Source organism: Castellaniella sp. UC4447_H14, from assembly GCF_052978285.1.
This window is the reverse complement of sequence record NZ_CM129666.1, coordinates 2516736-2543343: the sequence shown is the minus strand read 5'-3', so window position 1 is coordinate 2543343 and position 26608 is coordinate 2516736. Positions and strand designations below refer to the sequence as shown.

The following is a 26608-nucleotide window of genomic DNA, read 5'->3' as shown; positions in this document are numbered from 1 at the left end:
GAACCACCACTTTCCCGCACTGAACTCGACGATCATGCTTCTGATCCCCGCCATCGACCTCAAAGACGGGCGCTGCGTGCGCCTGCGCCAGGGAGACCTGGACGACGCCACTGTTTTTTCCGAGGACCCCGCCGCCATGGCCACCCAATGGGTGGATCAGGGCGCCCGGCGCCTGCACCTGGTGGACCTGAACGGCGCCGTGGCGGGCAAACCGCGCAACCGCGCCGCGATCGAAGCCATCGTGGCCGCCACGGACGAGGACATCCCCATCCAGATCGGCGGCGGCATCCGCGACCTCGACACGGTGGAATACTACCTGGACCATGGCCTGTCCTACGTGATCATCGGCACGGCGGCCGTGAAGGACCCCGGCTTCCTGAGCGACGCCTGCTCGGCCTTCCCGGGCCACATCATCGTGGGGCTCGACGCGCGCGACGGCAAGGTCGCCACCGACGGCTGGTCGAAGCTCACACGCCACGACGTGCTGGATCTGGCGCGCAAGTTCGAAGACTACGGCTGCGAATCCATCGTCTACACCGACATCGGACGCGACGGCATGCTGTCGGGCGTGAACGTCGAGGCCACGGTACGGCTGGCGCAGCACGTACGGGTGCCGGTGATCGCCTCCGGCGGCGTGGCTTCGCTGGACGATATCCGCGCACTGTGCGCGGTGCAGGGCGAGGGCATCGAAGGCGCGATCCTGGGCCGCAGTCTGTACGAGGGCACGCTGGACTTCGCCGCCGCCCAGGCGCTGGCCGACTCACTGGAAGACGCCGACGCCAAGTCCGGCGATGAACCGGAAGGAGGAACGGGGGACGGAACCACGAACGGCACCCGGCAGGAGCCCGCCGCATGACGGATGCGGCCCCCTCCGCAGCGTCCCGTTCGGGCCTGTGCTGCCGCATCATCCCCTGCCTGGACGTCAATGCCGGCCGGGTGGTGAAGGGCGTCAATTTCGTCAATCTGGCGGACGCCGGCGACCCGGTCGAGATCGCCCGCCGTTATGATGAGCAAGGCGCCGACGAACTGACCTTCCTGGACATCACCGCAACCTCGGACGGGCGGGGGCTGATCCTGCCCATCATCGAAGCCGTTGCCCGCCAGGTGTTCATTCCGCTGACCGTGGGCGGGGGCGTGCGCCAAGTCTCCGATATCCAGCGCCTCCTGGACGCGGGAGCGGACAAGGTCTCCATCAACAGCGCGGCGGTGGCCCGTCCCGAACTGGTGGCCGAGGCCGCGAGCCACCACGGGTCGCAGTGCATCGTGGTGGCGCTGGACGCACGCCGGGTCTCGGCCGCCGGCGAGCCGCCGCGCTGGGAAATCTTCACCCACGGCGGGCGCAAGCCCACCGGGCTGGACGCGGTGCAATGGGCGCGGCGCATGACCGACGCCGGCGCGGGCGAGCTGCTGCTGACCAGCATGGACCGGGACGGCACCAAGTCCGGATTCGACCTGGAACTCACGCGCGCGGTGTCGGATGCCGTGCCTATCCCGGTCATCGCCTCGGGCGGCGTGGGCTCGCTGCAGCATCTTGCCGACGGGGTGACGAAGGGGCACGCCAGCGCCGTCCTGGCCGCCAGCATCTTCCACTTCGGCCAATATACCCTCGCCGAGGCCAAGGCCCATCTCGCCGCGCAAGGCATCCCCATGCGGCGCGCGCCCGAACCGGTTGCATCATGAGCGTCCCGACCACTTCATCGTCGCCCGACTGGCTGGCCGAGATCCGTTTCGACCCCCAGGGCCTCGTTCCCGCCATCGCCCAGGACGCCCATACGGGCAAAGTTCTGATGATGGCCTGGATGGACGCCGAAGCATTACGGGAAACCGTGCGCACCGGCCAGGCGGTCTATTTTTCACGGTCTCGCGGGCGCTTGTGGCGCAAGGGCGAGGAATCCGGCCATACGCAGACCGTCCACGAAATCCGGCTGGACTGTGATGGCGACGTGCTGCTGCTGTCCATCACCCAGACGGGGGGCATTGCCTGCCACACGGGGCGCGAGAGCTGCTTCTTCCGCCGCCTTGACGACGCGCCGCCGGCCCCGGGCTGGACGGTGACGGATCCGGTCCTGAAGGACCCGCACGACATGTACGACCACCCGGGGCACACCGACAGAACGTCCTCTTGACTGACCGCCCCCTCATTTTCGACGCGCCGGAACGCCCCGCGGCCGGCCCCCTGACCCATGACTGCTTCTGATACTCCCTCCGACCTGCTCGCCCGCCTGGCGGACACCCTGGCCACGCGCCGCCCCGATCGCGGCGGCGATCCCGCCACATCGTACACGGCCCGGCTCTTGTCGCGGGGCCCGGATGCCTTCCTGAAAAAGGTCGGCGAGGAGGCCACCGAGCTCGTCATGGCCGCCAAGGACGGAATCCCCGACCGCATCATCGCGGAGACCGCCGACCTGTGGTTCCACTGCCTGGTCGCGCTTACTTATTTCAACTTGCGCCCAGAGGACGTGCTGGCCGAATTGGCCCGCCGCGAAGGGCTGTCCGGCCTGGAGGAAAAGGCGTCGCGCAATCGCGTCTGAACGGCCCCCTCCCAGCAGCCACGCAAAATGTGGCAAGATACGAGTTTGACGGGTCGATGTCCGGCCCACCTTCCGAAGCCCATGAGCCACGATTGCCTGTTCTGTAAGATCGCCCGGCACGAGATCCCGGCCCGGATCGTGCACGAGGACGACGAATTCATCGCCTTCCACGACATCAATCCCGCCGCCCCCGTCCACTTGCTGCTGATTCCGAAACACCACGTGGCTTCGCTTGCCGATATCGGTCCGGAAGACAGCGAGTGGCTGGCGCGCATGATGCAGCTCGCGCCCAGACTGGCATTCAAGAACGGGGCTAACCCGCTGCCGGCCGGCGGCTTCCGTCTCGTGGCCAACGCGGGCACCGAAGGCGGCCAGGAAGTCGATCATTTGCATTTTCATATTCTGGGCGGCGCGCGCCCCTGGAACAAACGTGCGGCCCCGGCTGCTTAGGAGATCCCATGGGAAGTTTCAGCATTTGGCACTGGCTGATCGTGCTGGTCATCGTCGCGCTGATTTTCGGCACCAAGAAACTGCGCAACATCGGTGAGGATCTGGGGGGCGCCGTAAAGGGCTTCAAGAAAGGCATGAAGGACGCCCACGACGAGACGACGCCTGTCGCTCCGTCCGTGACCCAGAAGGTCGAGGACGACAACACGGTTGACGTCCAGGCCCGCGAAAAGACCGACGCCTAGGCCCCCGAACCGGAAGCTCCATGTTCAACATGAGTTTCAGCGAGATGATGGTGATCGGCGTCATCGCGCTCATCGTCATCGGCCCCGAACGCCTGCCCAAGGTTGCCCGCACGGTCGGGCATCTGCTGGGCCGTGCCCAGCGCTACGTGAATGAGGTCAAGACCGACATCCAGAAGGAAATGGACCTGAAGGACATCGGCGACATCAAGCACCAGATGGAGGATGCCGCGCGCTCGGTGCAATCATCGCTGACCGCCTCGGCCGAAGAATTCAAATCCGCCGTCGATGCACCGGCGCAAGCACTGAAGGGCGACCTGGAAGAAGCGCGCCAGGCGCTGAACGTAGGGTCGCCGACCGAACCGGCGGGCGCCCCTGATGCGGCGGCGCCACCGGTCGCGGCCCCCGCGGCGGCGCCGGCGCCGGCCCTTCCTGTTGCGGATACGCCATCGGCATCCCAGCAACCGGGTCCGGTCGCGGCGGCTGAGCCCGCAGCACCCGCCCAACCGGCGGCGCCCGCCGCACCGGCAACCGCCGGATCTTCCGGGGAGTCGGCGGCTACCAGCCCCACCTCCGATCGCGCTCCCTCGCCTGCGGCGGCGGCGCCCGCCCCGACATCCACCGAATCCAGCCATTGAATGCCGGCATGACAGACGCTTCCGAAGACACGCAGGACTCCTTCCTCTCCCACCTGATCGAACTGCGCTCCCGCCTGATGAAGGCGGTCCTGTCCGTGCTGGTGGTAGCGGTGATCCTGTTCATCTTTCCGGGATCGGACCGGATCTATGACCTGCTGGCGCGACCGATGCTGGCGGCGCTTCCGCAAGGCTCTCACATGGTGGCCATCGGCATCACCACCACGTTCATCATTCCCCTGAAGGTCACCCTGCTGGTGGCCTTCGTGATCTCCCTGCCTTTCGTGCTCTACCAGGTCTGGGCGTTCGTCGCTCCAGGCTTGTATCGCAGCGAGCAGCGCCTGGCGCTGCCGCTCATCATCTCCAGCACGGTGCTGTTCCTGACCGGGATGGCTTTTTGCTACTTCATCGTGTTCCGGACAGTGTTCCGGTTCTTCGCCAACATCGCCCCATCGTCGATCGAGATGATGCCGGACATCGAGGCCTACGTGGACTTCGTCATGACGCTGTTCCTGGCGTTTGGCGTGGCGTTCGAGGTTCCCATCGCCGTGGTCCTGCTGGTCAAGACCGGCATGGTCACCGTGAAGAAGCTGCGGGAAGTGCGCGGCTACGTGATCGTGGGTGCATTCGTGCTCGCGGCCATCATCACGCCACCGGACGTCCTGAGCCAGACCATGCTGGCCGCGCCGCTGTGCCTGCTCTACGAGATCGGCATCCTGGCCGGCGCCGCCATCGAAAAGCGCAAGACGGCCGAAGCGCAGGACGAAGCCGACATCGCCCGCGACGTCACCACGACCGACAGCGCCGACCATACCGGCGATTGACCTAATCTCGCTCCATCTATGGGGCGCTCGTCCGCATCCGTTCACCGAGAGACCGTCGGCCTCTTTTTTCCGGGGGGTGCAAAACCGTGCATAAATCGCCTGCTATGCTTCTAAACCGCCATTTGTGAGCGATTTTGCGCGTTTTCCCGGCGGCACCATCATGCTGCCGAGCGACGTCAGAAATCGGGACTGACAGGGATTGTGCCGTTCTCGACTGATAGGGATTGCCCCGCTCACTTATCCGGCCGAACGCCTGGCGGTCGCACGGTCCAGCACCTGGTCCTGCACGCGGCTGAAGGCGTCCGCCTTCAGGAACCCCACCACGCGACCCACGGGCGCCGCTCCGCCACGCGCGTCAAAGAACAGGATACCGGGCGGCCCGAACAGATCGAATTGCTTCAACAGCGCCCTATCGTCCGGCGTCATGCGGGTCACGTCGGCCTGAAGCAGCAGCATCCGGTCCATGCGGGCCGCAACCCGCGGATCGCTGAAGGTGAACTTCTCCATCTCGATGCAGGACACGCACCAGTCGGCGTAGAAGTCCAGCATCACCGGCCGGTCGGCGGTCGCCAGCCGCGACCGGAGGTCGTCCAGCGACGTCACCCGCGTGAAACGGGCCCGGATGGCGGCCGGATCAGCGGGAACGCCCACGCCCGGCAGGCCGACCGCGCCGCCAGCGCCATCGACCTTCGGGCCGTTGACCGCACCGCGAACGGCCACGAAAGGCGCCAGCGGCCTGAGCATATCGCGGCCGCCAGCCAGCAGGCCGGCGCCTTGCGCCAGCCCCCAGGCGGCCAGCACCAACGCCAACGCACGAAACAACAGCCGGAGCGGCGTGGCTGCCGCCGGCGTGACGGACCAGGAAGGATCGGCGGATCCGCCCACAGCCGCAGCGCCTGCCGACCCGTCTGCCTGGATCACGTTTCCTCGGACACCACTTGTCCAGGCTGCGTCTGCCGGGGATTCAGCCGCGCTCCACAGCAGCAACGCTGCCCAGAAGGACAGCACAATCCAGCCCGTGGTGTACAAAGCCCCGTCCAGCAGGGGGCGAGCCATCCACCAGGCCGTCGCCAGCAGCAGCAATCCGAAGCCCGTCTTGAGGGTATCCATCCAGGCGCCGGCGCGCGGCAGCAGCGCCCCGGAGCCGGCCCCGACCGCCAGCAGGATCAGCCCCTCGCCCCAGGCCATGGCGAAGAGCGCGCTGCCCCCCACCACCACGTCGCCCGTCTGCGAGATGAACAGCAGCACCCCCGCCAGCGGCGCGGCCACGCAGGGCCCCACGATGAGCGCGGACAGCATTCCCATGAGGAACACGCCGCCGGCCCGCCCACCAGGCATCCGCTGCAAACGCGTCTGGATCGCGGACTGCAGTCCTACGGGGACCTGCAGTGTGAAGACATCCAGCATGGCCAGCGCGAAGAGCGCCAGGAGCACTGCAAAGGCGCCAATGACCCAGGGGGACTGCAGCCACGCCGCCAACCCCGCCCCCAACAGCCCCGCCGCCACGCCCAGAGCGGTGTAGACCAGCGACATGCCCAATACGTACATCGCCGCCAGCCCGAGACCGCGCGCGCGGCTCGTGGCGCCCGGCCGGCCGCCCGCGACCACGGCCAACAGGATCGGAATCATCGGCAGCACACAAGGCGTCAGCGACAGCAGCAGCCCGAAGACCAGGCTGAGCCCCAGGATCTGCCACAGCGGCGCCTGATGCAGCCACGCCGCCATGCCGGTGTCGCCCAGGTTCAGCCAGCCTGTGCCGTTGCCGGCCGGGCCCGCCAGCGCAGCCGCTGCGCCGGGGGTGGCACCCGACGCGGCATCGGGCTGGGCACCAAGCTGGGCACCAAGCTGGGCACCAGGCGTGGGGCCAGAGGTGGTGTCGGTTGCTGCCCCGGGCAGGGCGCCGGATGCGCCGGGGGAAGACTGTGCCCCGAGCAGATCCAGGCTTCCCCGAGGCGCAGCCGGTACCGTCGGAACGTCACGCGCGGCCGTTTCATCCATGGGCCCCGGCACGCTGGCCCGGACCTGCGGCCCCTCTGCCTGATAGCCTCCGGTGGCGGCAAGGAGTTTCAAAGTCTGCGTCATGGGCGGATAGCACAAGCCCTGGTCGGCGCAGCCTTGGCTCGTCACGCTGACCTCAAGAGGCGCTGCCGCGCCCGCGCGCAGCGGGATGCGCAGCGTCACCCCATGGTGGTAGACCTCCATGTTCTTTTCAAAGGTGGGGTCGTATTTCACGGTTCCCCGGGGGAACACCACTGCGGCATCCCACTGCGCATCCGATGGGCGCAGATCGGGCGGCGTCAGCGTGGATGGCCGATACAGCAGCAGGTGGCCCTGGGCATCCTCCACGCGGACCTCGAACCGCTCCTGGTATAGGTAGTAGCCTGGGGCCACCGCGTAGTGGACGTCCAGCGTCTGCCGGTCGGGCATGGCCGCCGTGGCAACGAACGCAACAGCCGGATCCAGGAAGGGCTGGTCATCCGCCGATGCGAGACCGGACCATCCCGCCAGGAGCACCGACGCCAGAAGCACAGCCATCCAGCGTCCCGAGGCGCGCAGTGCGGGCTCCAGGGAGCCCCAGGCAAATGAGTGCGCGCGCCGCCTCATGGAATCATTCTTCAGCATCATGTTTCCCGGAGTGCCCGGGATGGGCCGGCTGGTCCCCATCCAGCGAACCGTGGGCAGGTGTCACCGCACGGCGCGTGGCCTGCGCCGTCCAGTCCAGATAGGCGCGGCTCCCGGCGTCAACCGGAAGCACCAGGAATTCGGGAACCTGATAGGGGTGCAGTTCGCAGAGGCGCGCATGCAGCGCCGGCACGACGTCAGCCGTGGTCTTCAGCGTCAGTGGAAATTCGTTCCCGCCCTCGAGCTTGCCTTCCCACAGATACATGGCGGTGACCGCCGCGCCCACGTGCGCACACGCGACCAGCGATTCTTCCACCAGGCAGTGCGCAATGCGTTTGCCCAGGAGCGCATCGGGGACCGCGGTGAGCACCACCACGGCATCGGTGGGCGCGCCTTGCTGACGGCGCACTGCCACCGGGTCCGCGCCAAGTGTCTGATCTTGCATGATTTTCCAACTGAACGCCGCAAGTGTGCCGTTTCCTGGCGCCCGAACCGGTCCAGGGACACACATCATCACATTGTACCCATGGCGCTCTCCACCGGGCGAGCGGGCGGGCGGGGCGCTGCGACAAGGACCAATCAGACGGATTCGGAGGAAGGCTCCAATAAACGAGGGGCCTTGCGGCCCCTGCTCTGGCGATACGCGAAACCGGCGCGGATTACGCTTCAGCGGCCTCGACTTCGGGGCGATCCACCAGTTCCACGAAGGCCATGGGCGCGTTGTCGCCCTGACGGAAACCCATCTTCAGGATACGGGTGTAGCCGCCGTTGCGGGCCTGGTAGCGCGGGCCGACCTCGGCAAAAAGCCGGGTGACCGCGTCACGGTCGCGCAGACGGGCAAACGCGAGGCGGCGATTGGCCAGCGTCGGGTTCTTGCCCAGGGTGATCAGCGGTTCCACCACGCGGCGCAGTTCCTTGGCCTTGGGCAGCGTGGTCTTGATGGCGTCGTGCGTGAGCAGCGACACGGCCATGTTGCGGAACATGGCGAGCCGATGGCTGCTGGTGCGGTTGAGTTTGCGAAGGCCTGAACGATGGCGCATTTCAATTTCCTTTGAATCTATGACCCGGATCTTCTATCGCACGAGGCGCGGCCCGGGTGGGGGTTTGAGGCGCCTGCCACGGGGCGGGCAGGCGCCGGATTAAAGCAATGAGCCCGGCGACGCGCGCCGGATTCGTGCGGGTGTGGTTACGGACGCTCCAGACCGACCGGCGGCCAGTTTTCCAGCTTCATGCCCAAAGTCAGGCCGCGTGCGGCCAGGACTTCCTTGATCTCGTTCAACGACTTGCGGCCGAGATTGGGGGTCTTGAGCAGCTCGTTTTCGGTGCGCTGGATCAGATCGCCGATGTAATAGATGTTCTCGGCCTTCAGGCAGTTGGCCGAACGCACGGTCAGTTCCAGATCATCCACAGGGCGCAGCAGCACCGGATCGATGGCAGCGTCCTGGCCCAGCGGCGTGCTGGTGGTCAACTGGCCGGCGTCCTTGTCGGCCAGCGAGGCAAACACGGAGATCTGGTCCATCAGGATGCGGGCCGACTGGCGAACCGCTTCCTCGGGGCTGATCACGCCATTGGTCTGGATGTCCAGCACCAGCTTGTCCAGGTCCGTGCGCTGCTCGACGCGGGCATTTTCCACGGCATAGCTGACGCGATACACGGGGCTGAAGGAGGCGTCCAGAACGATCTGGCCAATGGTGGCGGAATGGTCGTCGGTCAACGCGCGGACGTTGCCCGGGACGTAGCCGCGGCCCTGCTCGACCTTGATCTGCATTTCGACGCGGCCGTTGTCGGTCAGCGTGGCAATCAGATGATCGGGGTTGAGAATTTCCACGTCATGCGGCAGTTCGATGTCACTGGCGCGGAATTCGCCCGGACCCTGCTTGTTCACCTGCAGGGTCACGTCGTCGCGATTGTGCAGCTTGAAGACCACGCCCTTCAGGTTCAGCAGGATGTCGACCACGTCCTCACGGACGCCGGGGATGGTGGAATATTCGTGCACCACACCGCTGATCTGGACTTCAGTCGGAGCGTAGCCCGTCATGGACGACAGCAGGATGCGGCGCAGCGCATTGCCCAGCGTGTGGCCGTAGCCGCGCTCGAAAGGCTCCATGACGACCTTGGCGTGGTTGGCGCCCACGGACTCGACGGAGATGGTGCGGGGTTTGAGAAAACCTTGTGCAGACATGAAGGAAATTCCTTTTTCAATACCCTCGGCTCGTTACACCGATAAGGCTGACGGAAACAAGGACCGGCACGGAGACCGGAACAAGGCCACAGCCCACCAGGGCGGGTGGGCTGCGCATCGGACGATCCGCGAGGGAATCAACGCGAATACAGCTCGACGACCATGGATTCGTTGACGTCGTGGGCCACATCCTGGCGATCCGGGGCCTGCTTGTACACGCCCGACAGCTTGGCGGCATCGACTTCGACCCACTGCGGCAGGCCATTGCCACTCGCCAGCTCGATGGATTCCTTGATGCGGATCTGGTTCTTGGCCTTTTCGCGCACCGCGACCACGTCACCCGCCTGCACCAGCATCGAGGCGACGTCGGCGGTATGGCCGTTGATCTCGATGGCACGGTGGTTCACGAGCTGACGCGCCTCGGCACGCGTGGAGCCGAAGCCCATGCGATAGACGACGTTGTCCAGGCGCGATTCCAGAAGCTGAATCAGCGTCTCGCCGGTATTGCCGCGACGGCGCTCGGCTTCCTGGAAGTAGCGGCGGAACTGACGTTCCAGCACGCCGTACATGCGCTTCAGCTTCTGCTTTTCACGCAGTTGCAGACCGAAGTCGGAAGTGCGCGAACCCGAGGTGCGACCGTGCTGGCCGGGCTTGGATTCAAGCTTGCATTTGGAGTCCAGCGAGCGGCGGGCGCTCTTCAGGAACAGGTCGGTGCCTTCGCGACGCGAAAGCTTGCATTTGGGTCCGATGTAACGAGCCAAGATGTTCCCCTTAGATACGACGACGCTTGGGCGGGCGGCAGCCGTTGTGCGGCACCGGCGTGATGTCCGAAATGCTGGAGATGCGGATCCCCAGGGCATTCAGGGCACGAACGGAGGATTCGCGGCCGGGACCGGGGCCCTTGATGCGGACTTCCAGCGTCTTGATGCCGTATTCCTGGGCCACGCGACCCGCCGACTCCGCCGCCACCTGGGCCGCGAACGGCGTGGATTTGCGCGAGCCCTTGAAGCCTGCGCCGCCGGAGGTCGCCCACGACAGGGCGTTGCCCTGACGGTCGGTGATGGTGATGATGGTGTTGTTGAAGGAAGCGTGAACGTGCGCGATGCCGTCGGACACGTTCTTCTTGACCTTCTTGCGGACGCGTGCGGCGCCGCTAGCTTGAGCTTTCGCCATGTTCTATCCTTGGTTATTTCTTCAGAGACGCAGCTGCGCGACGCGGTCCCTTGCGGGTACGCGCGTTGGTGCGGGTACGCTGACCCCGCACGGGCAAGCCACGCTTGTGGCGCATGCCGCGATAAGTGCCCAGGTCGATCAGGCGCTTGATGGAAAGCTGCACCTCGCGGCGCAGATCGCCTTCGACCGAGTAGTGGTGGACCTCGGCGCGAATCTTTTCAAGTTCGTCGTCGCTCAGGTCCTTGACCTTTTTGGAGTATTCGATGCCGCTCGCGTCGCAGATCTTGCGTGCACGCGCACGGCCGATCCCGAAGATGGCGGTCAAGCCAATCTCGGCGTGTTGATGCGGCGGAATATTGATGCCAGCAATACGGGCCATGACTGTTCCTCGTGAAATCCGTGATGCCCGGCCTTAGCCTTGGCGTTGCTTGTGGCGCGGGTCGGTGCAGATGACGCGCACTACCCCGTGACGTTTGATGATTTTGCAGTTGCGGCAGATCCGCTTTACCGATGCCATTACCTTCATGGTGATCTCCTGGTTTTTGACCGGCCGCCTATTTGGAGCGGAAAACTATCCTGGCACGCGACAGATCATAGGGCGTGAGCTCCACTGTGACCTTGTCACCCGGCAGGATCCGGATGTAATGCATACGCATCTTGCCCGAAATATGGCCCAGCACCATGTGGCCGTTTTCCAGCTTGACACGAAACGTTGCGTTGGGAAGGTTCTCAATGACCTCCCCTTGCATCTGAATGACGTCGTCCTTGGACATGATCCTTAGCGCATAGGCAAGCCCGCGCCCTTGAAGTTGGCCTTCCTCAGGAGCGAGTCATACTGTTGGGACATCATGTAGGCCTGTGCCTGCGCCATGAAATCCATGGCCACGACCACGATGATGAGCAGCGACGTCCCGCCGAAATAGAACGGCACATTCCAGCGCATCTGCATCAGTTCCGGCAGCAGGCACACCAGCGTGACGTAAATGGCACCGACCAGCGTCAGACGCATCAGAATCTTGTCGATATAGCGCGATGTCTGCTCGCCGGGACGGATCCCGGGCACGAAGGCACCGCTTTTTTTCAGGTTGTCCGCCGTCTCCCGGCTGTTGAACACCAGCGCCGTGTAGAAGAAGCAGAAGAAAATGATCAGTCCGGAATACAGCGTCACGTACAGGGGTTGCTGCGGCGACAGGGCCGCCGCCAGGTCGCCCAGCCAACGCATGTTGGGGTCACTGGAGAACCAGCTCGTCACCGTGGCCGGCAGCAGGATGATGGACGATGCGAAGATCGGCGGAATCACCCCGGACATGTTCAGCTTCAGCGGCAGGTGCGAGGACTGGCCGCCGTAGAGCTTGTTGCCGACCTGGCGCTTGGCGTAGTTCACCGTGATGCGGCGCTGGCCGCGTTCGACGAACACCACGAAGTAGGTCACCGCGAACACGAGCACCAGGATGAACAGGGCTGACAGCACCGACATGGAATCGGTCCGCACCAGGTCCAGCATGCCGCCCAGTGCGCCCGGCAAGCCCGCCACGATCCCGGCGAAGATCAGCAGCGAAATGCCGTTGCCGATGCCGCGTTCGGTGATCTGCTCGCCCAGCCACATAATGAACATGGAGCCGGTCACCAGCGTGACGATGGTGGTCACGCGGAACGTGAGCCCCGGGTCGATCACCAGGCCGGGTTGCGACTGCAGCGCGACCGAAATGCCGACTGCCTGGAACAACGCCAGGAACACGGTGCCGTAGCGCGTGTACTGGGTGATCTTGCGCTGGCCGGACTGGCCTTCTTTCTTGATGGCTTCCAGACTGGGAACCACCACCGCCAGCAACTGCATGATGATCGCTGCCGAGATATACGGCATGATCCCCAATGCAAACACCGAGAAGCGTTCCAGCGCGCCGCCCGAGAACATGTTGAACAGCCCCAGGATACCGCCCTGGTTCTGCCGGAACAGGTCCGACAGCGCATCGGGATTGATGCCCGGCACAGGGATGTGCGTCCCCAGCCGGTAGACGACCAGGGCCATCACCAGGAACAGGATGCGGCGCTTGAGGTCGCCGTATCCCGCGCTGGGCTTATGAGCCTTATCCTTGGCCACTCCTGTCGCCCCTTAAGCCAGCGAACCGCCAGCAGCTTCGATCGCGGCGCGCGCGCCGGCCGTCGCATTGATGCCCTTCAGGGCAACCTTGCGGCTCAGCTCACCGGTCTTGATGACCTTGACGTAGCGCACCATGTCGCCAACCACGCCGGCAGCCTTCAGGACCTGGACGTCGATCTCGTCGACCGGCAGGGCCTGCAGATCCGACAGGCGGACCTGGGCATACAGGTGGCGGCCCAACGGCGTGAAGCCGCGCTTGGGCAGGCGACGCTGCAGCGGCATCTGGCCGCCTTCGAAACCGACTTTGTGGAAACCGCCGGCCCGGGACTTCTGGCCCTTGTGGCCACGGCCCGCGGTCTTGCCCAGCCCGGAGCCGATACCACGGCCCACGCGGCGGCGAGGACGCTTGGAGCCCTCGGCCGGTGCGAGCGTATTCAGTTGAGTGATAGCCATCTGGATTCCTTTGTTCAGGCTTCCGAGACCGTGACGAGGTAATCCACCTTGCGGATCATCCCACGGACCTCGGGAGTGTCGATCAGGACGCGGCTGCTGTTGACCTTGCCCAGGCCGAGACCGCGCACGGTATCACGGTGGGACTTGAGCGTACCGATAGTGGAACGCACCAGCGTGACCTTGATTTGTTTCTGTTGTGCCATGTCTTACCCCAGAATTTCTTCGACGGTCTTGCCGCGCTTGGCAGCAATTTCCGCCGGGGTGGAGCAGGCGCGCAGACCGTTGAGGGTTGCGCGGACCATGTTGTAGGGGTTGCTGGAGCCCAGGCTCTTGGCCACGACGTTGCGCACGCCCATGACGTCGAAGATGGCGCGCATCGGGCCGCCGGCGATCACGCCGGTACCTTCGGCGGCGGGCGAGATCAGCACCGTGGAGGCGCCGTGCTTGCCCACCACGGTGTGATGCAGCGTACCGTTCTTCAGGGCGACCTTGATCAGGCCGCGACGGGCCTGTTCCATGGCCTTCTGCACAGCGACCGGCACTTCGCGGGCCTTGCCCTTGCCCATGCCGATGCGACCATCGCCATCGCCCACCACGGTCAGCGCGGCAAAGCTCATGGTGCGACCACCCTTGACGACCTTGCTCACGCGGTTGACCGCGATCATCTTTTCGCGCATGCCGTCGTCGCGTTCCTGATCGGCGTGCTTGCGTTGTTCTTTAGCCATTTGATTTCCTCAGAACTTCAAGCCGGCTTCGCGCGCGGCCTCGGCCAGCGCCTTGACGCGGCCATGATAACGGAAGCCCGAACGGTCGAAAGCCACGAGTTCAATGCCGGCCGCCTTGGCCTTCTCGGCCACGCGCTTGCCGACCAGAGTGGCCGCAGCCGCGTTGCCGCCGTTGGCCTTCTGGCTGGCGAGCTCCTGGCGAACTTCGGGCTCCAGCGTGGAAGCGCTGACGAGCACGCGATCGCCTTCCGGCGAGATGATGTTGGCGTAGATGTGCAGATTCGTGCGATGCACCGAGAGGCGATGCACGCGCAGTTCGTGAATCTTGCGGCGAGTGGCCGCAGCACGACGCGAACGGGAGAGTTTTTTGTCCATGATTCGTCCTTGCCTGCGCGCTTATTTCTTCTTGGTTTCTTTCAGGATCACGCGCTCGTCCGAATAGCGCACGCCCTTGCCCTTGTAGGGTTCGGGTTCGCGGTAAGCGCGGATTTCGGCGGCCGTCTGGCCGACGGCCTGCTTGTCGGCGCCCTTGACCACGATTTCGGTCTGCGACGGGCACTCGATCTTGATCCCTTCGGGAATGTCGTGCAGCACGTCATGCGAGAAGCCGAGCTGCATCTTCAGGGTCTTGCCCTGGAGCTGGGCACGGAAACCCACGCCCACCAGGTTCAGGCGGCGTTCGAAACCCGTACTGACGCCCGTGACCATGTTGTGCACCAGCGCACGCACGGTGCCGGACATGGCGTTGGCTTCGCGGGAATCATCGGCCGCGACAAAGGTGAGGTGGCCGTCTTCCTGGGAGATGCGCACGCGGCCGTCCAGCGCCTGGGACAAGGAGCCCAACGGGCCCTTGACGGCGATCTGACCGGCGCTGATCGTGGCTTCCACGCCCTTGGGCAGCGCGACGGGGTATTTGGCGATACGTGACATGGTGATGACCTCCTTATGCCACGAAGCAGAGCACTTCGCCGCCCACGCCATTGGCACGGGCCTTGCGATCCGTCATCACGCCGCGCGGCGTGGAGACGATGGCCACGCCCAGGCCGTTCATGACCTGGGGAATCGTGGCGCTGCTCTTGTAAATACGCAGGCCGGGGCGCGAGACGCGGTCGATGCGCTCGATCACCGGGCGGCCGGCGTAGTATTTCAGGGTGATTTCCAGTTGCGGCTTGGCCTTTTCGCCCGCCACGCGGAAATCTTCAATGTAGCCTTCGTCCTTCAGCACGGCAGCAATGGCTGCCTTCAGCTTGGAGGAGGGCATGGAAACCGACGTCTTGTTGACCATCTGTGCGTTACGCACGCGGGTCAGCATATCGGCGATGGGATCGCTCATGCTCATGAATGGTTCTCCTACCAGCTTGCCTTGGTCATGCCGGGGATTTCCCCGCGCATGGCCATCTCACGCAGTTTGTGGCGCGTGAGCCCGAATTTGCTGAACACGCCGCGCGAACGGCCCGTGACCACGCAGCGGTTGCGCTGGCGGGTGGGGTTCGAATTGCGCGGGAGCTGTTGCAGCGCCAGGCGAGCCTGGTAGCGCTCTTCGTCGGTTTTCGACTGATCGTCGATGATCGCTTTCAGGGCGGTGCGCCTGGCGGCGAATTTGGCCGCCAGCTTGGCACGCTTGATGTCGCGATTGATGAGGGAAAGTTTTGCCACGTCAGCCCCTTAGTTGCGGAAGGGGAAGCTGAATGCGCTCAAGAGCGCCTTGGCTTCCTCGTCAGTCTTTGCGGTGGTGGTGATGCTGATGTTCATCCCGCGAATCGCGTCGATCTTGTCGTACTCGATTTCCGGGAAGATGATCTGTTCTTTCACACCGATGTTGTAGTTGCCACGGCCATCGAACGCCCGGCCGGACACGCCACGGAAGTCGCGCACACGCGGCAGGGCCACCGAGACCAGGCGGTCCAGGAATTCGTACATGCGGGCGCCGCGCAGCGTGACCATGCAGCCGATCGGGTAGTTCTCGCGGATCTTGAAACCGGCGATAGCCTTGCGGGTATGCGTGACCACGGGCTTCTGGCCGGCGATCTTGGTCATGTCGCCCACGGCGTTCTCGATGACCTTCTTGTCAGCGACGGCTTCGGAGACGCCCATGTTCAGCGTGATCTTGGTGATGCGGGGCACCTCCATGATCGAGTGATACTGGAACTTCTCCTGCAGGTCGGGAACGACCTTGGAGCGGTAGAGATCTTGTAAACGAGCCATTTATTGCGCCCCTTATGCCTTCGCGCCGACGGCGGTGCCGTTGGAGCGGAAAATGCGGACCTTGGCCCCGTCCACGACCTTGACGCCCACGCGGTCGCCCTTGCCGGTCTCGGGGTTGTAGAGCGCCACATTGGAGATGTGGATGGGCAGCGTCTTGTCGACGATCCCGCCCTGGGTGCCCGCCATCGGGTTGCCCCGTGCGTGCTTCTTCACGACGTTGATGCCCTCGACCAGGACACGATCCGTGCCCACCAGGGCCAGTACCGTGCCGCGGCGGCGGCGGTCGCGGCCAGCGAGGACGATGACCTCGTCGCCTTTGCGAATGTTCTGCATGATCGGTTCCTTACAGGACTTCGGGCGCCAGGGACACGATCTTCATGAACTTCTCGGTGCGCAATTCGCGCGTGACCGGTCCGAAGATGCGCGTGCCGATGGGCTCGAGCTTGGCGTTGAGCAATACAGCCGCGTTACCGCCAAAGCGGATCAGCGAGCCATCCTTGCGGCGCACGCCCTTGGCGGTACGCACCACCACGGCGTTGTAGATTTCGCCTTTTTTGACGCGCCCGCGAGGGGCCGCTTCTTTGACGGACACCTTGATGACGTCGCCAATCGCGGCATAACGGCGCTTCGAGCCGCCCAGCACCTTGATGCACATGACGGAACGTGCACCGGTGTTGTCGGCCACGTCCAGCGTGGTCTGCATTTGGATCATGATTTTTCCTGTTCCAACTTAACAGCGAAATCCGGGATCTGTCCCGAACCGCGCAGCCAGTTTTGGTCCCGTCAAGCCAGGGCAAAATCGCGCAAGGCTCTGGGTTGAAATTCCTGCCCGGCAAGCTGTGAACAGCCGCGCAAGGCAATGTCGCTAATCCGGCCCGCCGCAGCCACCCCGATGGAAACCCATCGGCATGCAAGGCGGACCAAGAGCGCAATTATAGGCTGGAAATCTGGAGAATGGCAAGGGGACACGGTGGGCCCGCTCAGAACCCCACGACCCGCTGCGGCAGCCAGGTCGCCAGGGACGGGAAGCCCGCCACGAGCGCCAGCGTCAGCAACTGGACCAGAATGAAGGGCACCACGCCCTTGCAGACTTGGCCATACTTCATGTCTGGTGGCGCGATCGACAGCAGATAGAAGATGGACGAGGCCATGGGCGGAGTCAGGTAGCTGCTCTGGATGACGATGATCATCAGCGTGCCGAACCAGATCGGATCCACGCCCGCCGCGGTCAGCACCGGCAGGAAGAGGGGCACGCAGATCAGCACGTTCGCCGTCCAGTCGAGGACGAACCCCAGCAGGAAGACGATCCCCAGGAACAGCACCAGCGTACCGGTCAGTCCCAGCCCCATGTCTGACACCATGGCCTGAATGAGACGGGACCCGCCGTTCGCGGCGAAGATGCCCGTGAACATGATGCCGCCAGCGACGATCAGGAGGATCATGGCCGAAATCCTGACGGTGATCGCCAGGGACTCCTTCAGCATCCCCATGCTGAACTGCCCATAGCAGATGCACAGGATCAGGGCGCCCAAGGCCCCCACCGCCGCCGCTTCCGTGGGCGATGCAATGCCCGCCATCAGCGACCCCAGCACCGCGACAATCAGCAGCATGGTGGGCACCAGGCCGGCGGCCGTGACCTTGAGCTTCGTCCAAAGCGGCAGGCGCATGTCCTCGGAGTCCGCGCGCGGCCCCATCCCTGGCCAAATCAGGCAGACGCCGATGATGTACAGAATGAAGAGGCCCACCATGACCAAGCCGGGGAACAACATGGCGGCGAAGAGCTCGCCCACCGAAATCTGGGCCAGCGATGCATACACGACGGCCACCACCGAAGGAGGGATCATCGTGCCCAGTGAACCGCCCGCGCAGATGGTCCCGGCAATCAGGCTGTTGTTGTAGCGGAAACGCTGCATCGCCGGAATGGCCATGAGCCCGACCATGACCTCGACGGCACCGACCACGCCCGCAGCGGCCGCGAAGGTGGCCCCCATCGCAATCGTCGCAACCGCGAGGCCGCCGGGCAAACGGCCGAGCCACAACTGCATGGTGCGGAACAGCCGCGCGGCGATCCCTGAGCGCTCCAGTATCGCCCCCATCAGGACGAACATCGGAATGGCGGAGAGGATGTAATTGGTGGCGGCGGAATACAGGCCACCGTAGAGCTGGTCGAAAACGTGGGTCCCAAAGGCAAACCAGCCAGCCACCAGGGCCGGGATGATCAGCGAAAGGGAAACGGGGATACCCAGGAATATCAGCAGGAACATCCCGGGGAACATCAGGGCGGCGACCATCGGGTTCATGCAGCATCCTTGTGTTCGCCGCCGGCACGCAGCCCGGCGAATGCCCGCAGGCCTTCGGCCGCCAATTGCAACGCGAAAGCGACCAGGCCAATGGCGATCAGCAGATAGAAGGGCCACATCAAGGGTGCCCACGGACTGACGGTCTCCACTTCGTGCCGCACCCAGGCTCGCCAGGTGTGAGACAACGCGATGGAGGCCAGTGCCGCGAAAAACGGCGCCAGTATCAACAGGTAGGCCGTTCCTTCCACCCAGGCGTTGACATGGCGCGGCAATTTGTTGCGGAGGACGTCGATACGGATGTGAGCGTCCTCGCGCAGGACATAGGCGATTCCCAGGAGAAACAACGCCCCATTGCTCATGTAGGCAATGTCGAAGGCCCAGACCGTCGGCGCATCGAACAGATACCGGGCAAAGACCTCATAAACCATGGAGATGGTGAGCACCGCGGCCGACACACTCGCGAGCTGCGAAGCGAACCATGACACCCCATTGGCGATCCGGGCCAGAGCGTTGATCATGACGATTTTCCCGTCGACCGTCTTCAGTCCGCGATCAGGTAGCCGCTCTCGGCTTTCCAGCGCTTGTGGTAGGCCTCATAGTCGGCCAGGACCTCGGACATCTCGGGTTTGCCCTTTTCCTTCTGGGCGGCCGCGGTTTTATGCATCCATTCGTAGCCCGCATCCGAGAGCTGCTTCACAAAGGCGGAATCCAGCGTGATGATTTCATTACGGCCCTTGCGATACTTTTCCATGGCCTTCATGTCGGCATCGTAGAAGTAATCCAGGCTCTGCTGCGTGGTGAGTTCCGCCGCCGCTTCAACCAGCGGCTTCAGTTCGGCGGGGACCTTGTCCCACGTCGCCTGCTTGAGGACTACTTCCCACATGAACGTCGGCTGGTGCACGCCCGGCACCACGATGTATTTGGCAGCCTGGTGGAAGCCCTCCGGCATGTTCGCCGACGGAGGCGCCCACTCTACGGCATCGACGCCCTTGCGCTGCAGCAGCGTGTAGGTCTCGCCGGCGGGCACCACGGTCGGAACGGCACCGAAATAGTCGCGCATGACTTCCGCCCATGCACCGGACGTCCGGTACTTCAGGCCCTTGAGGTCGGCGGCATTGCGGATCGGCTTATTGGCATGCGCCAGGATTTCCGTCGACCCTATCCCCACGATCATGGTTTTGAGGCCCTGCTGGGCCCGCAGCTTTTCGAGTCGTGCCTTGCCGCCGGCATCGTAGAGCCACGCCTTGTAGGCATTGGGACCCATTCCGCCCGGGAACCCGGCAAAAATGGCGTTCTCGGGGTTCTGATTGACAAGGTAGCTGGACGTCGAATGGCCGGCCTCCACGACGCCATCCTGGACGGCATCAAAGACCTTCAGCGCCGGAACGATGACGCCCGCCCCAAAGGGCTGGACCTCTACCCGGCCGGCGGTGAGCGTCTTCACGTTGTCCGCAAAACGGACGAGGAAATTTTGATAAAACGGAGAACCCTCGGGAACCGAGGTCGGTACCCGCCAGGTAATGTCAGCCGCCCCAGCGGTCCCGGTGGCGCATGCAAAAACCGTCGCTGCCGTCAGCGCCCGAATCAGCTTCTTCATCTTCCCTCTCCCAAGGTTGAATGATGATGTCAAGTCATTCGGCACAGTCTAATATGTAGATAATATATTTACAACATATCTATAGTAAGGGTTTACCTGCAACCGCCAGGCGCGGTTGCAACAAAAGAAAGAAACAGGGTGGATGGTGGGCCGCCGGACAGGCGGCGCGCCGTGACGGGGGCCGCGGGCCCTACGCCACGTACAGAGGCAACGGATATGACCCGCGATAAGCCCGTGCTTCGGGCCGGCGCCTCAGGCGGTATGGGTCTCGCTGGCGGCCGGCCGGCGGCTGGCGACTCTGGGCAGGGCCCCGTATTCCATGACCATGCGGCGCGTGGCTTCGTCGTCGGCGTCGTCGACGTAGACGCGCATCCCCATGCCAATGGCCGTTTCAGTGATGGCGACCATCATCTGCACGCCACCAGGGCTGGACAGCAGATCGTGGACGAAGGTGCCTCCCAGCTTCACGTAGGCAAAATCGACTTCATGAAGCTGCAGCAGGGCATCGGTCTGCTGGTCCAGTCCGCGCAGGCCAATATGCAGGCCGGCCGCGATCACCCCGCTCGCGAACTCGCGGAACACCTCGAGATGGCGGCACAAGCCGTAGGCATCCAGTTCCACGATGATGTGGCTCGTGAGTTCCGGGTCGGCGTGTTCGCAGACCTGGCGGACCTCGTCCAGAAACTGGGTGTCCAGCAATGAAGATACCGACATGCGGATGACCAGCAGCGCATCGGGGTGTTCGCCCAGCCATCCCAGCGCCAGGCACAGTGCGCGCACGTCGCAGGCCGATGTCAGCCCCAGCCGGGTCGCGGCCGGCATGAACAGGTGGCCGGACAGTGGCGGTTGCGAGGGATCGTCTTCCTCCAGGGACAGCGCGCCCTCGTAGCGAGAGGAGATGTCGTCTCCCTCGTATTCGACCCGCTGCACCTCGAGCGACAGCCGATCATGGTCCAGCGCGCGCGTGATGAGCGAACGCCACGAGGCTTCGCCCATGCGCAAGTCGCCGTCCTCATGGTCGGCATACGAGAGGAATTCGACCTCGGAATGGCCGGCGGTTTCAGCGAACATCAGCGCCTGATCCAGCCGCGTCAGGACTTCCTTGGGAGTGCATTGCGCGGTGTAGTCGGTGAGCGCAAAGGCCCACCGCGACAGGTTGTGGCTGTCGAGCTTCACCCGCAGCGTCTCCAGGACTTCGCGCAGGCGCTGGATCGGGCGCATGACCTCGGGACCGCCGCCCACCGGAAACAGCACCACGAAATCCGCTCCGTTCAGACGCGCCGACAGAGCGTGCGCATTCGGATAATCCTGCAGGACCTCCGTCAGGCGCCGCCCCAGAAGGCGCAGCCAGTCATCCAGATCCTTGCGGTCTGTCTGGTTCTGCAGACGCGCCATGTCGCGCTGTCGCACCAGCAGCACGTAACCGCTGACGGCACCCTGGCGCAGGTCGTCGCGCAGCCGGCGCTTGAGCTCGTTGAAAAAATAGGCGCGGTTGGCCAACCCCGTGACCGGGTCCCGATTGAGTTCGATCTCCAGCATCTCGATGCGCGCCATCTGCTCATCGACCGTCGGCGGAACGGGTTCGGGCGTTTCAGCCAGCAGCTCGGCCGACTCGCCATCGGACTCCGGTTTGAGCTTGATTTCGGGGGCCGCATCGGCAGCCAGATCCGCGAATGCGCGGTGCAGACGCGACAGCATCGCGGCCACGAACAGAGCCCAGAACGCCGCAATGCCCAGCGCCAGCCAGGTCCATTGCAAGGCATGCGCCCACAGTGCATCGCGCGCAGGCCCCGGATCCAGGACCAGCGAGAGCTGGCCCACCCCCGAAATGCTGCGCGTGGCGACGTGCGGCGCGACGGTCGCCCATGCGCCGAACCAGCCGGGGGCATCCCCGCCCCGCAGGGCCGGATGGCGCGCCTCGAAAGCCGCGGCCCCGTCCGCCGAGACAAGCGTCAGCCGGGCAAAGCGACCCTGCTGAAAAGCCGCATCCAGCACCCGCTGCCGGGCCGCGGCATCAGGCTGCGCGCTGACCAGCAACGCCAGGGTGGCGGCCGCGTTTTCGCTGTCCAGTTGAGCCTGGGCGTCGAGCTTGCGTTCCATCAGGCTGGTCCCGGCGGCCAGCATCCCGACGAGAATGCAGGCGATCACCAAGGACGAGATCACCAGCAATTGACGTATGGAAGCCATCCGAAACCCTCTAGTGTGCTATTCGATGGAAGATGAACGCAAAGTGTATCCTCTGCGGCGCCTTTCCCCAAGAAATTGCCGTGGCGGCGAACGGGTACTGCGCATCGCGCTATCCTTGGCGGTACCGGGCGTACTGTTTGGCTCCGCCTTCGGCACATTCTCGAAGAAGAACGCTCGCACTGTACCGGAGAGGCCCACCATGGCGATTCTGCTCATCCTGATTGTCCTGATCATCCTGGCCGCAGCCATCGTGCTGGCGCGCCGCGAGCTGCGCCTGCGCTGGCTCAGCCGGCCCCTCTTCCGAGTATTCCGCCGCGCGCTGCCGCGCATGTCCGATACGGAACGCGAGGCGCTGGAGGCCGGTACCGTCTGGTGGGATGGCGCACTCTTTGGCGGCCGCCCCAGCGCCCGCGCCCTGCACGCCATCCCCGCCCCGCGGCTGACCGGAGAGGAGCAGGCCTTCCTGGACCACGAGGTGGAGACGCTGTGCGCCATGGTGCACGACTGGACCGTGTCGCGGCAGGATCTGGATCTGCCGCGCGATGCCTGGGAATACATGCGCAGCCACCGCTTCTTCGGCATGATCATCCCGAAGAGCTACGGCGGCCTCGGGTTTTCGGCCATCGCGCACTCGGCGGTCATCACGCGGTTGGCCTCGCGCAATTCGGCGCTGTCGGCCACTGTGATGGTGCCCAACTCGCTCGGGCCGGCCGAGCTGCTGCTGCACTACGGCACCGAGGCCCAGAAGGACCACTACCTGCCGCGCCTGGCGCGCGGCGAGGACATCCCTGCCTTTGCGCTCACCAGCCCATGGGCTGGGTCGGACGCCGCCGCCATCCCGGATCACGGGATCGTGTGCAGGGGGGACTGGCACGGCGAAGAGGTCCTGGGCATGCGCGTCACCTGGGACAAGCGCTACATCACGCTGGGGCCGGTGTGCACGGTACTTGGGCTGGCATTCCGCCTGTACGACCCGGACGGCCTTCTGGGCGGCGTCCCGGACATCGGGATCACGTGCGCCCTGGTGCCCTCCGACCACCCGGGGGTGGAGATCGGCCGGCGGCACTTCCCGCTGGACGCGATGTTCATGAACGGCCCCACGCGCGGCCACGACGTCTTCATGCCGCTGGACTTCATCATCGGCGGTCCGGAACGCGCGGGCCAGGGCTGGCGCATGCTGATGGAATGCCTGGCCGCCGGCCGTTCGATTTCGCTGCCGTCATCCTATGCCGGGATGGCACAACTGACGGCCCGCGCCGTAGGCGCATACAGCGTGGTGCGCGACCAGTTCCGTACGCGCATCCACAAGTTCGAAGGCGTCATCGAGCCGCTCGCGCGCATTGCCGCACATACCTACCTGATGGACGCGGCGCGCACCATGACGGCCGGCGCGGTGGACCTGGGCGAAAAGCCGGCCGTGGTCTCGGCCATCGTCAAATATCACGTCACCGAGCGTGGCCGTCTGGTGGTCAACGATGGCATGGACGTCATCGGCGGCAAAGGCATCATCCTGGGACCGCAGAACTTCCTCGGACGCGCCTACCAGCAGGTGCCGGTGGGCATCACGGTCGAGGGCGCCAACATCCTGACCCGCAGCCTGATCATCTTCGGCCAGGGCGCAATCCGCTGCCACCCCTACGTGCGGGCGGAGATGCAGGCGGCGCAAGCCGATGACCCCGACCAGGGCCTGCAGGACTTCGACCGCGTTTTCTGGAGCCACGTGCGCCACACAGCCGGCAACGCATGGCGTGCGAAGCTGCACGGGTGGACGGGCGCCGTCTTCGCCCGGCCGGATAGGGAGGTTGCACCCGGGATGGCGCACTATTACCGCCAGCTCACCCGCTTCTCGGCCGCATTCGCCACAGTGGCGGATGTGGCCATGCTGACGCTGGGAGGCGCGCTCAAACGCCGGGAATCGATCTCCGCTCGACTGGGCGACGTCCTGTCGCAGCTCTATCTGATTTCCGCCACGCTCAAACGCTACGAGGACGAAGGCCGCCAGGCGGAGGACGCCCCGTTCGCACACTGGGCCATCCAGGACGCCTTCTGCCGGGCGCAGGACGCCTTCACCGGTGTGCTGGCCAATCTGCCGAACCGATTCATGGCCAGCGCGCTGCGGTTGATGCTGTTTCCCTGGGGCCGCCCATTCGCGGCGCCATCGGACAGGCTGTCGGCAGCGGTGGCGAATGCGCTGTGCCAGCCGGGCGGCGCCCGCGATCGCCTGACCCGTTCCGTTTTTATCCCGGCCGCCGCGGATGAACCCGTCACGGCCATCGAGGCCGCACTGCAGGCGGTGCTGGACACCCAGGCCTTGGATGCCCGGATGCGCGAATTCGAAAAGGCCGGCAGAATACCGGCAGGCGATCCGCGGGCCAACGTCCGCGACATGGCCGACGCCATCCACGCGGCGGGAGGCCTGACAGACGAGGAATACGACCGCATCCGAGCCCGCAACGCGCTGCGCGACCGAGTGATCGCCGTGGACGACTTCGCGCCCGACTTCCAAGGGCTCTCCAGCACCGAGGCACCGCGCCGATCATGAGACCACCGAGACAACCCGCCGCCCGGTGGGACGAAACGCAACCGCATGGCCACAAGGAGCCCCCATCATGGACCGCATCTGGCTGGAACATTATCCGACGGGAGTGCCGGCTGACATCACCGACCAGGCAGCGGCGTACGGCTCACTGGCCGATCTGTTCGAACAAAGCTGCCATGCCCACGCGGACAATGTCGCCTACACCAGCCTGGACGTTTCGCTGACCTACGGTCGATTGCGGGAAATGGCCCACGCCTTTGCCGCGTGGCTCCAGGCACAGGGGGTCGCCAAAGGGGACCGGGTGGCGCTGATGCTGCCCAACCTGCTGCAATATCCGGTCTGTCTGTTCGGCACGCTGGCAGCGGGGGCCGTGGTGGTCAATACCAACCCCCTCTACACGGCGCATGAACTCACTCACCAACTGAAGGATTCGGGCGCCACAACCGTCGTCGTGGCTGAAAATTTCGCGCACACGCTGCAGGCGGCGATGCCAGGCACCGCCGTCCGGCGTGTCATCGTCACGTCGATCGGGGACCTGCTGGGATTCCCCAAAGGGCTGCTCACCGATTTCGTGGTGCGCCATGTCCGCCGGCAAGTACCGGCCTGGCGCATTTCTGGCGCCCACCGATTGCGCGATGTACTGGCGGCGGGCGCCCGATCGCGGTTCCAGCCCGCGACCCTCACTCACGAGGATCTCGCCGCCCTGCAATACACAGGCGGCACCACGGGCGTGGCCAAGGGCGCCATGCTGACGCATGGCAACCTCGTCTCAAACGTCTGCCAGGCTCACGCCTGGGTGCGTCCATTCCTCCAGGGGGAGGAAGAGTGCATCGTGACCGCCCTGCCCCTCTATCACATCTTTGCACTGACGGCGAACTGTCTGACCTTCATCGTGCTGGGCGCACGCAATCTTCTCATCGCCGATCCGCGCGACATTCCCGGCTTCGTGAAGAGCCTGGGCAGCGTCCCGTTTACGGCACTGACGGGCGTGAATACGCTGTTCAACGCGTTGCTGAACAACACCGCGTTCGCCACACTCGACTTCAGTCGGCTCAAGGTCTCCCTGGGCGGAGGGGCGGCCGTGCAGGACGCGGTGGCACGACGCTGGCTGGAGCTGACGGGCGTGCCCATCGCCCAAGCCTATGGCCTGACCGAAACCTCGCCGGCCGTCACCATCAACCCCCTGGATCACGTCGCTTTCAACGGTTCCATCGGCCTGCCGGTGCCCTCCACCGACGTCGCCATCCGCGAGCAGGGGCGCACGCTGCCACTGGGCGAGCAAGGCGAAATCTGCGTCAAGGGACCGCAGGTCATGAAGGGCTACTGGAACTGCCCCGACGAGACGGCCAAGGCGTTCGACGCGGACGGCTGGCTGCTGACCGGCGACATCGGCACCATGAACGAGCAAGGCTATGTGTTCATCCTGGATCGCAAGAAGGACATGATCCTGGTGTCCGGCTTCAACGTGTACCCCAACGAGGTCGAGGCCGCCGCGCTGGAACTTCCCGCCATCCGCGACGCCGCCGCCATCGGCGTGCCCGACGAGCACTCGGGAGAAGCCGTCAAGCTCTTCGTGATCCGCAAGGACGCCGCGCTGACCGAGGCCCAGGTCATCGCGCACTGCCGCACCCTGCTCACCGGCTACAAGGTGCCCAAGTACGTGGAATTCCGCGAGGACCTCCCGCGCAGCAACATCGGCAAGGTGCTGCGGCGGAAGCTGAAGGATGAGGCAGGACACACGTCAGTCCCTGCGGACTGACGTGCGCCTGACGAATCCGAACCGCTTGCAAACGGTGAGGTGGGGGGGCGCTGAAGCTCTGAATCTTGCGCGCTCCGGCAAAGCGA

34 protein-coding genes are annotated in these 26608 nt (G+C 64.9%); 10 read left to right on the top strand and 24 right to left on the bottom strand.

From position 1 onward, the window contains the following. Positions 1–34 precede the first annotated feature (34 nt). The 8 genes from hisA to tatC all read left to right on the top strand — a co-directional run bounded on the left by hisA (position 35) and on the right by tatC (position 4679). A complete protein-coding gene (gene hisA / locus ACVCMJ_RS12315; RefSeq protein ID WP_447081689.1) occupies positions 35–856 on the top strand; it encodes a 1-(5-phosphoribosyl)-5-[(5-phosphoribosylamino)methylideneamino]imidazole-4-carboxamide isomerase in 822 nt (273 codons plus the stop codon). After that, the gene (gene hisF, locus ACVCMJ_RS12310) at positions 853–1680 is read left to right on the top strand and encodes an imidazole glycerol phosphate synthase subunit HisF (protein ID WP_447081688.1); all 828 of its coding nucleotides are present in this window, start codon (positions 853–855) and stop codon (positions 1678–1680) included. The genes hisA and hisF overlap by 4 nt, the downstream gene beginning before the upstream one ends. After that, on the top strand, positions 1677–2126 hold the full coding sequence (hisI, locus tag ACVCMJ_RS12305) for a phosphoribosyl-AMP cyclohydrolase (RefSeq protein ID WP_447081687.1): 450 nt from the start codon (positions 1677–1679) through the stop codon (positions 2124–2126). The genes hisF and hisI overlap by 4 nt, the downstream gene beginning before the upstream one ends. 57 nt (positions 2127–2183) lie before the next feature. Continuing rightward, positions 2184–2531 (top strand): phosphoribosyl-ATP diphosphatase, encoded by a 348-nt coding sequence (locus tag ACVCMJ_RS12300; protein WP_447081686.1) that lies wholly within the window; start codon positions 2184–2186, stop codon positions 2529–2531. Positions 2532–2612: 81 nt separating this feature from the next. Further along, complete coding sequence (locus ACVCMJ_RS12295; RefSeq protein WP_447081685.1) at positions 2613–2981, top strand: histidine triad nucleotide-binding protein; 369 nt, start codon at positions 2613–2615, stop codon at positions 2979–2981. Positions 2982–2989: 8 nt separating this feature from the next. Further along, positions 2990–3223, top strand: coding sequence for a Sec-independent protein translocase subunit TatA (gene tatA / locus ACVCMJ_RS12290; protein WP_447081684.1), 234 nt, complete (start codon positions 2990–2992; stop codon positions 3221–3223). A 20-nt stretch (positions 3224–3243) separates the two neighbouring features. Further along, positions 3244–3858 carry a Sec-independent protein translocase protein TatB gene (tatB, locus tag ACVCMJ_RS12285; RefSeq protein ID WP_447081683.1) on the top strand — a complete coding sequence of 205 codons (615 nt, stop codon included), beginning with the start codon at positions 3244–3246 and terminating at the stop codon, positions 3856–3858. A gap of 8 nt (positions 3859–3866) precedes the next feature. Beyond that, positions 3867–4679, top strand: a complete 813-nt coding sequence (gene tatC / locus ACVCMJ_RS12280) for a twin-arginine translocase subunit TatC (RefSeq protein ID WP_447081682.1) — start codon at positions 3867–3869, stop codon at positions 4677–4679. A 237-nt stretch (positions 4680–4916) separates the two neighbouring features. Here the strand turns inward: tatC and ACVCMJ_RS12275 are convergent, their stop codons facing one another. The 24 genes from ACVCMJ_RS12275 to ACVCMJ_RS12160 form a co-directional block, all read right to left on the bottom strand. Next, entirely contained in the window at positions 4917–7304 is a 2388-nt protein-coding gene (locus ACVCMJ_RS12275; protein ID WP_447081681.1) for a cytochrome c biogenesis protein CcdA, read from the bottom strand. Beyond that, positions 7288–7746: a divalent-cation tolerance protein CutA gene (cutA, locus tag ACVCMJ_RS12270; RefSeq protein WP_447081680.1), complete on the bottom strand. Its 459-nt coding sequence runs from the start codon at positions 7744–7746 to the stop codon at positions 7288–7290. The genes ACVCMJ_RS12275 and cutA overlap by 17 nt, the downstream gene beginning before the upstream one ends. A gap of 214 nt (positions 7747–7960) precedes the next feature. Beyond that, positions 7961–8341: a 50S ribosomal protein L17 gene (gene rplQ / locus ACVCMJ_RS12265; protein WP_447081679.1), complete on the bottom strand. Its 381-nt coding sequence runs from the start codon at positions 8339–8341 to the stop codon at positions 7961–7963. A gap of 146 nt (positions 8342–8487) precedes the next feature. After that, positions 8488–9483 carry a DNA-directed RNA polymerase subunit alpha gene (locus tag ACVCMJ_RS12260; RefSeq protein WP_447081678.1) on the bottom strand — a complete coding sequence of 332 codons (996 nt, stop codon included), beginning with the start codon at positions 9481–9483 and terminating at the stop codon, positions 8488–8490. 137 nt (positions 9484–9620) lie between these two features. Next, positions 9621–10244, bottom strand: a complete 624-nt coding sequence (rpsD, locus tag ACVCMJ_RS12255; RefSeq protein ID WP_447081677.1) for a 30S ribosomal protein S4 — start codon at positions 10242–10244, stop codon at positions 9621–9623. A 10-nt stretch (positions 10245–10254) separates the two neighbouring features. After that, positions 10255–10656: a 30S ribosomal protein S11 gene (gene rpsK / locus ACVCMJ_RS12250; RefSeq protein ID WP_291775092.1), complete on the bottom strand. Its 402-nt coding sequence runs from the start codon at positions 10654–10656 to the stop codon at positions 10255–10257. 13 nt (positions 10657–10669) lie between these two features. Next, positions 10670–11035 (bottom strand): 30S ribosomal protein S13, encoded by a 366-nt coding sequence (gene rpsM / locus ACVCMJ_RS12245; protein WP_291775095.1) that lies wholly within the window; start codon positions 11033–11035, stop codon positions 10670–10672. Between the two features lie 33 nt (positions 11036–11068). Next, positions 11069–11182 (bottom strand): 50S ribosomal protein L36, encoded by a 114-nt coding sequence (rpmJ, locus tag ACVCMJ_RS12240; protein WP_003805360.1) that lies wholly within the window; start codon positions 11180–11182, stop codon positions 11069–11071. Between the two features lie 28 nt (positions 11183–11210). Continuing rightward, a complete protein-coding gene (gene infA, locus ACVCMJ_RS12235) occupies positions 11211–11429 on the bottom strand; it encodes a translation initiation factor IF-1 (protein WP_043678924.1) in 219 nt (72 codons plus the stop codon). 5 nt (positions 11430–11434) lie between these two features. Then, positions 11435–12757 (bottom strand): preprotein translocase subunit SecY, encoded by a 1323-nt coding sequence (gene secY, locus ACVCMJ_RS12230; RefSeq protein WP_447081676.1) that lies wholly within the window; start codon positions 12755–12757, stop codon positions 11435–11437. 12 nt (positions 12758–12769) lie between these two features. Beyond that, a complete protein-coding gene (gene rplO, locus ACVCMJ_RS12225; protein WP_447081675.1) occupies positions 12770–13210 on the bottom strand; it encodes a 50S ribosomal protein L15 in 441 nt (146 codons plus the stop codon). A 14-nt stretch (positions 13211–13224) separates the two neighbouring features. Then, entirely contained in the window at positions 13225–13413 is a 189-nt protein-coding gene (gene rpmD / locus ACVCMJ_RS12220; protein ID WP_447081674.1) for a 50S ribosomal protein L30, read from the bottom strand. A gap of 3 nt (positions 13414–13416) precedes the next feature. Beyond that, complete coding sequence (gene rpsE / locus ACVCMJ_RS12215; RefSeq protein WP_291775269.1) at positions 13417–13935, bottom strand: 30S ribosomal protein S5; 519 nt, start codon at positions 13933–13935, stop codon at positions 13417–13419. Positions 13936–13944: 9 nt separating this feature from the next. Then, on the bottom strand, positions 13945–14310 hold the full coding sequence (gene rplR, locus ACVCMJ_RS12210; protein WP_447081673.1) for a 50S ribosomal protein L18: 366 nt from the start codon (positions 14308–14310) through the stop codon (positions 13945–13947). A gap of 21 nt (positions 14311–14331) precedes the next feature. Continuing rightward, positions 14332–14865 (bottom strand): 50S ribosomal protein L6, encoded by a 534-nt coding sequence (gene rplF / locus ACVCMJ_RS12205; RefSeq protein WP_447081672.1) that lies wholly within the window; start codon positions 14863–14865, stop codon positions 14332–14334. A gap of 13 nt (positions 14866–14878) precedes the next feature. After that, positions 14879–15274, bottom strand: coding sequence for a 30S ribosomal protein S8 (gene rpsH / locus ACVCMJ_RS12200; protein ID WP_447081671.1), 396 nt, complete (start codon positions 15272–15274; stop codon positions 14879–14881). A gap of 11 nt (positions 15275–15285) precedes the next feature. Then, positions 15286–15591: a 30S ribosomal protein S14 gene (gene rpsN / locus ACVCMJ_RS12195; RefSeq protein WP_447081670.1), complete on the bottom strand. Its 306-nt coding sequence runs from the start codon at positions 15589–15591 to the stop codon at positions 15286–15288. A 9-nt stretch (positions 15592–15600) separates the two neighbouring features. Next, positions 15601–16140 (bottom strand): 50S ribosomal protein L5, encoded by a 540-nt coding sequence (gene rplE, locus ACVCMJ_RS12190; protein ID WP_447081669.1) that lies wholly within the window; start codon positions 16138–16140, stop codon positions 15601–15603. A gap of 12 nt (positions 16141–16152) precedes the next feature. After that, on the bottom strand, positions 16153–16473 hold the full coding sequence (gene rplX, locus ACVCMJ_RS12185; protein ID WP_447081668.1) for a 50S ribosomal protein L24: 321 nt from the start codon (positions 16471–16473) through the stop codon (positions 16153–16155). A 10-nt stretch (positions 16474–16483) separates the two neighbouring features. After that, entirely contained in the window at positions 16484–16852 is a 369-nt protein-coding gene (rplN, locus tag ACVCMJ_RS12180) for a 50S ribosomal protein L14 (RefSeq protein ID WP_043678954.1), read from the bottom strand. A gap of 268 nt (positions 16853–17120) precedes the next feature. Next, complete coding sequence (locus tag ACVCMJ_RS12175) at positions 17121–18440, bottom strand: TRAP transporter large permease (RefSeq protein WP_447081667.1); 1320 nt, start codon at positions 18438–18440, stop codon at positions 17121–17123. Next, a complete protein-coding gene (locus ACVCMJ_RS12170; protein ID WP_447081666.1) occupies positions 18437–18958 on the bottom strand; it encodes a TRAP transporter small permease subunit in 522 nt (173 codons plus the stop codon). The genes ACVCMJ_RS12175 and ACVCMJ_RS12170 overlap by 4 nt, the downstream gene beginning before the upstream one ends. Before the next feature lie 23 nt (positions 18959–18981). Continuing rightward, on the bottom strand, positions 18982–20037 hold the full coding sequence (gene dctP, locus ACVCMJ_RS12165) for a TRAP transporter substrate-binding protein DctP (protein WP_447081665.1): 1056 nt from the start codon (positions 20035–20037) through the stop codon (positions 18982–18984). A 252-nt stretch (positions 20038–20289) separates the two neighbouring features. After that, entirely contained in the window at positions 20290–22224 is a 1935-nt protein-coding gene (locus ACVCMJ_RS12160) for an EAL domain-containing protein (RefSeq protein WP_447081664.1), read from the bottom strand. A 199-nt stretch (positions 22225–22423) separates the two neighbouring features. On the opposite strand from ACVCMJ_RS12160, the gene ACVCMJ_RS12155 reads away from it, so the two are divergent. Beyond that, a complete protein-coding gene (locus tag ACVCMJ_RS12155) occupies positions 22424–24766 on the top strand; it encodes an acyl-CoA dehydrogenase (RefSeq protein WP_447081663.1) in 2343 nt (780 codons plus the stop codon). Positions 24767–24833: 67 nt separating this feature from the next. Further along, on the top strand, positions 24834–26522 hold the full coding sequence (locus ACVCMJ_RS12150; protein ID WP_447081662.1) for an AMP-binding protein: 1689 nt from the start codon (positions 24834–24836) through the stop codon (positions 26520–26522). Positions 26523–26608 lie beyond the last annotated feature (86 nt).

What these genes read in the sequence shown, in the direction of transcription:
- hisF (WP_447081688.1), top strand. Translation starts at nt 853, where the DNA reads ATGACGGATGCGGCCCCCTCCGCAGCGTCCCGTTCGGGCCTGTGCTGC.
- hisA (WP_447081689.1), top strand. Translation starts at nt 35, where the DNA reads ATGCTTCTGATCCCCGCCATCGACCTCAAAGACGGGCGCTGCGTGCGC.
- rplO (WP_447081675.1), bottom strand. Translation starts at nt 13,210, where the DNA reads ATGGCTATCACTCAACTGAATACGCTCGCACCGGCCGAGGGCTCCAAG.
- ACVCMJ_RS12260 (WP_447081678.1), bottom strand. Translation starts at nt 9,483, where the DNA reads ATGTCTGCACAAGGTTTTCTCAAACCCCGCACCATCTCCGTCGAGTCC.
- rpsM (WP_291775095.1), bottom strand. Translation starts at nt 11,035, where the DNA reads ATGGCCCGTATTGCTGGCATCAATATTCCGCCGCATCAACACGCCGAG.
- ACVCMJ_RS12150 (WP_447081662.1), top strand. Translation starts at nt 24,834, where the DNA reads ATGGACCGCATCTGGCTGGAACATTATCCGACGGGAGTGCCGGCTGAC.
- ACVCMJ_RS12295 (WP_447081685.1), top strand. Translation starts at nt 2,613, where the DNA reads ATGAGCCACGATTGCCTGTTCTGTAAGATCGCCCGGCACGAGATCCCG.
- ACVCMJ_RS12170 (WP_447081666.1), bottom strand. Translation starts at nt 18,958, where the DNA reads ATGATCAACGCTCTGGCCCGGATCGCCAATGGGGTGTCATGGTTCGCT.
- cutA (WP_447081680.1), bottom strand. Translation starts at nt 7,746, where the DNA reads ATGCAAGATCAGACACTTGGCGCGGACCCGGTGGCAGTGCGCCGTCAG.
- tatC (WP_447081682.1), top strand. Translation starts at nt 3,867, where the DNA reads ATGACAGACGCTTCCGAAGACACGCAGGACTCCTTCCTCTCCCACCTG.
- rpsK (WP_291775092.1), bottom strand. Translation starts at nt 10,656, where the DNA reads ATGGCGAAAGCTCAAGCTAGCGGCGCCGCACGCGTCCGCAAGAAGGTC.
- rpsE (WP_291775269.1), bottom strand. Translation starts at nt 13,935, where the DNA reads ATGGCTAAAGAACAACGCAAGCACGCCGATCAGGAACGCGACGACGGC.
- ACVCMJ_RS12155 (WP_447081663.1), top strand. Translation starts at nt 22,424, where the DNA reads ATGGCGATTCTGCTCATCCTGATTGTCCTGATCATCCTGGCCGCAGCC.
- rplX (WP_447081668.1), bottom strand. Translation starts at nt 16,473, where the DNA reads ATGCAGAACATTCGCAAAGGCGACGAGGTCATCGTCCTCGCTGGCCGC.
- tatA (WP_447081684.1), top strand. Translation starts at nt 2,990, where the DNA reads ATGGGAAGTTTCAGCATTTGGCACTGGCTGATCGTGCTGGTCATCGTC.
- rplR (WP_447081673.1), bottom strand. Translation starts at nt 14,310, where the DNA reads ATGGACAAAAAACTCTCCCGTTCGCGTCGTGCTGCGGCCACTCGCCGC.
- rplF (WP_447081672.1), bottom strand. Translation starts at nt 14,865, where the DNA reads ATGTCACGTATCGCCAAATACCCCGTCGCGCTGCCCAAGGGCGTGGAA.
- ACVCMJ_RS12275 (WP_447081681.1), bottom strand. Translation starts at nt 7,304, where the DNA reads ATGATGCTGAAGAATGATTCCATGAGGCGGCGCGCGCACTCATTTGCC.
- dctP (WP_447081665.1), bottom strand. Translation starts at nt 20,037, where the DNA reads ATGAAGAAGCTGATTCGGGCGCTGACGGCAGCGACGGTTTTTGCATGC.
- rpmJ (WP_003805360.1), bottom strand. Translation starts at nt 11,182, where the DNA reads ATGAAGGTAATGGCATCGGTAAAGCGGATCTGCCGCAACTGCAAAATC.
- tatB (WP_447081683.1), top strand. Translation starts at nt 3,244, where the DNA reads ATGTTCAACATGAGTTTCAGCGAGATGATGGTGATCGGCGTCATCGCG.
- infA (WP_043678924.1), bottom strand. Translation starts at nt 11,429, where the DNA reads ATGTCCAAGGACGACGTCATTCAGATGCAAGGGGAGGTCATTGAGAAC.
- rplN (WP_043678954.1), bottom strand. Translation starts at nt 16,852, where the DNA reads ATGATCCAAATGCAGACCACGCTGGACGTGGCCGACAACACCGGTGCA.
- ACVCMJ_RS12175 (WP_447081667.1), bottom strand. Translation starts at nt 18,440, where the DNA reads ATGAACCCGATGGTCGCCGCCCTGATGTTCCCCGGGATGTTCCTGCTG.
- rplQ (WP_447081679.1), bottom strand. Translation starts at nt 8,341, where the DNA reads ATGCGCCATCGTTCAGGCCTTCGCAAACTCAACCGCACCAGCAGCCAT.
- rpsH (WP_447081671.1), bottom strand. Translation starts at nt 15,274, where the DNA reads ATGAGCATGAGCGATCCCATCGCCGATATGCTGACCCGCGTGCGTAAC.
- hisI (WP_447081687.1), top strand. Translation starts at nt 1,677, where the DNA reads ATGAGCGTCCCGACCACTTCATCGTCGCCCGACTGGCTGGCCGAGATC.
- rpmD (WP_447081674.1), bottom strand. Translation starts at nt 13,413, where the DNA reads ATGGCACAACAGAAACAAATCAAGGTCACGCTGGTGCGTTCCACTATC.
- ACVCMJ_RS12160 (WP_447081664.1), bottom strand. Translation starts at nt 22,224, where the DNA reads ATGGCTTCCATACGTCAATTGCTGGTGATCTCGTCCTTGGTGATCGCC.
- rplE (WP_447081669.1), bottom strand. Translation starts at nt 16,140, where the DNA reads ATGGCTCGTTTACAAGATCTCTACCGCTCCAAGGTCGTTCCCGACCTG.
- ACVCMJ_RS12300 (WP_447081686.1), top strand. Translation starts at nt 2,184, where the DNA reads ATGACTGCTTCTGATACTCCCTCCGACCTGCTCGCCCGCCTGGCGGAC.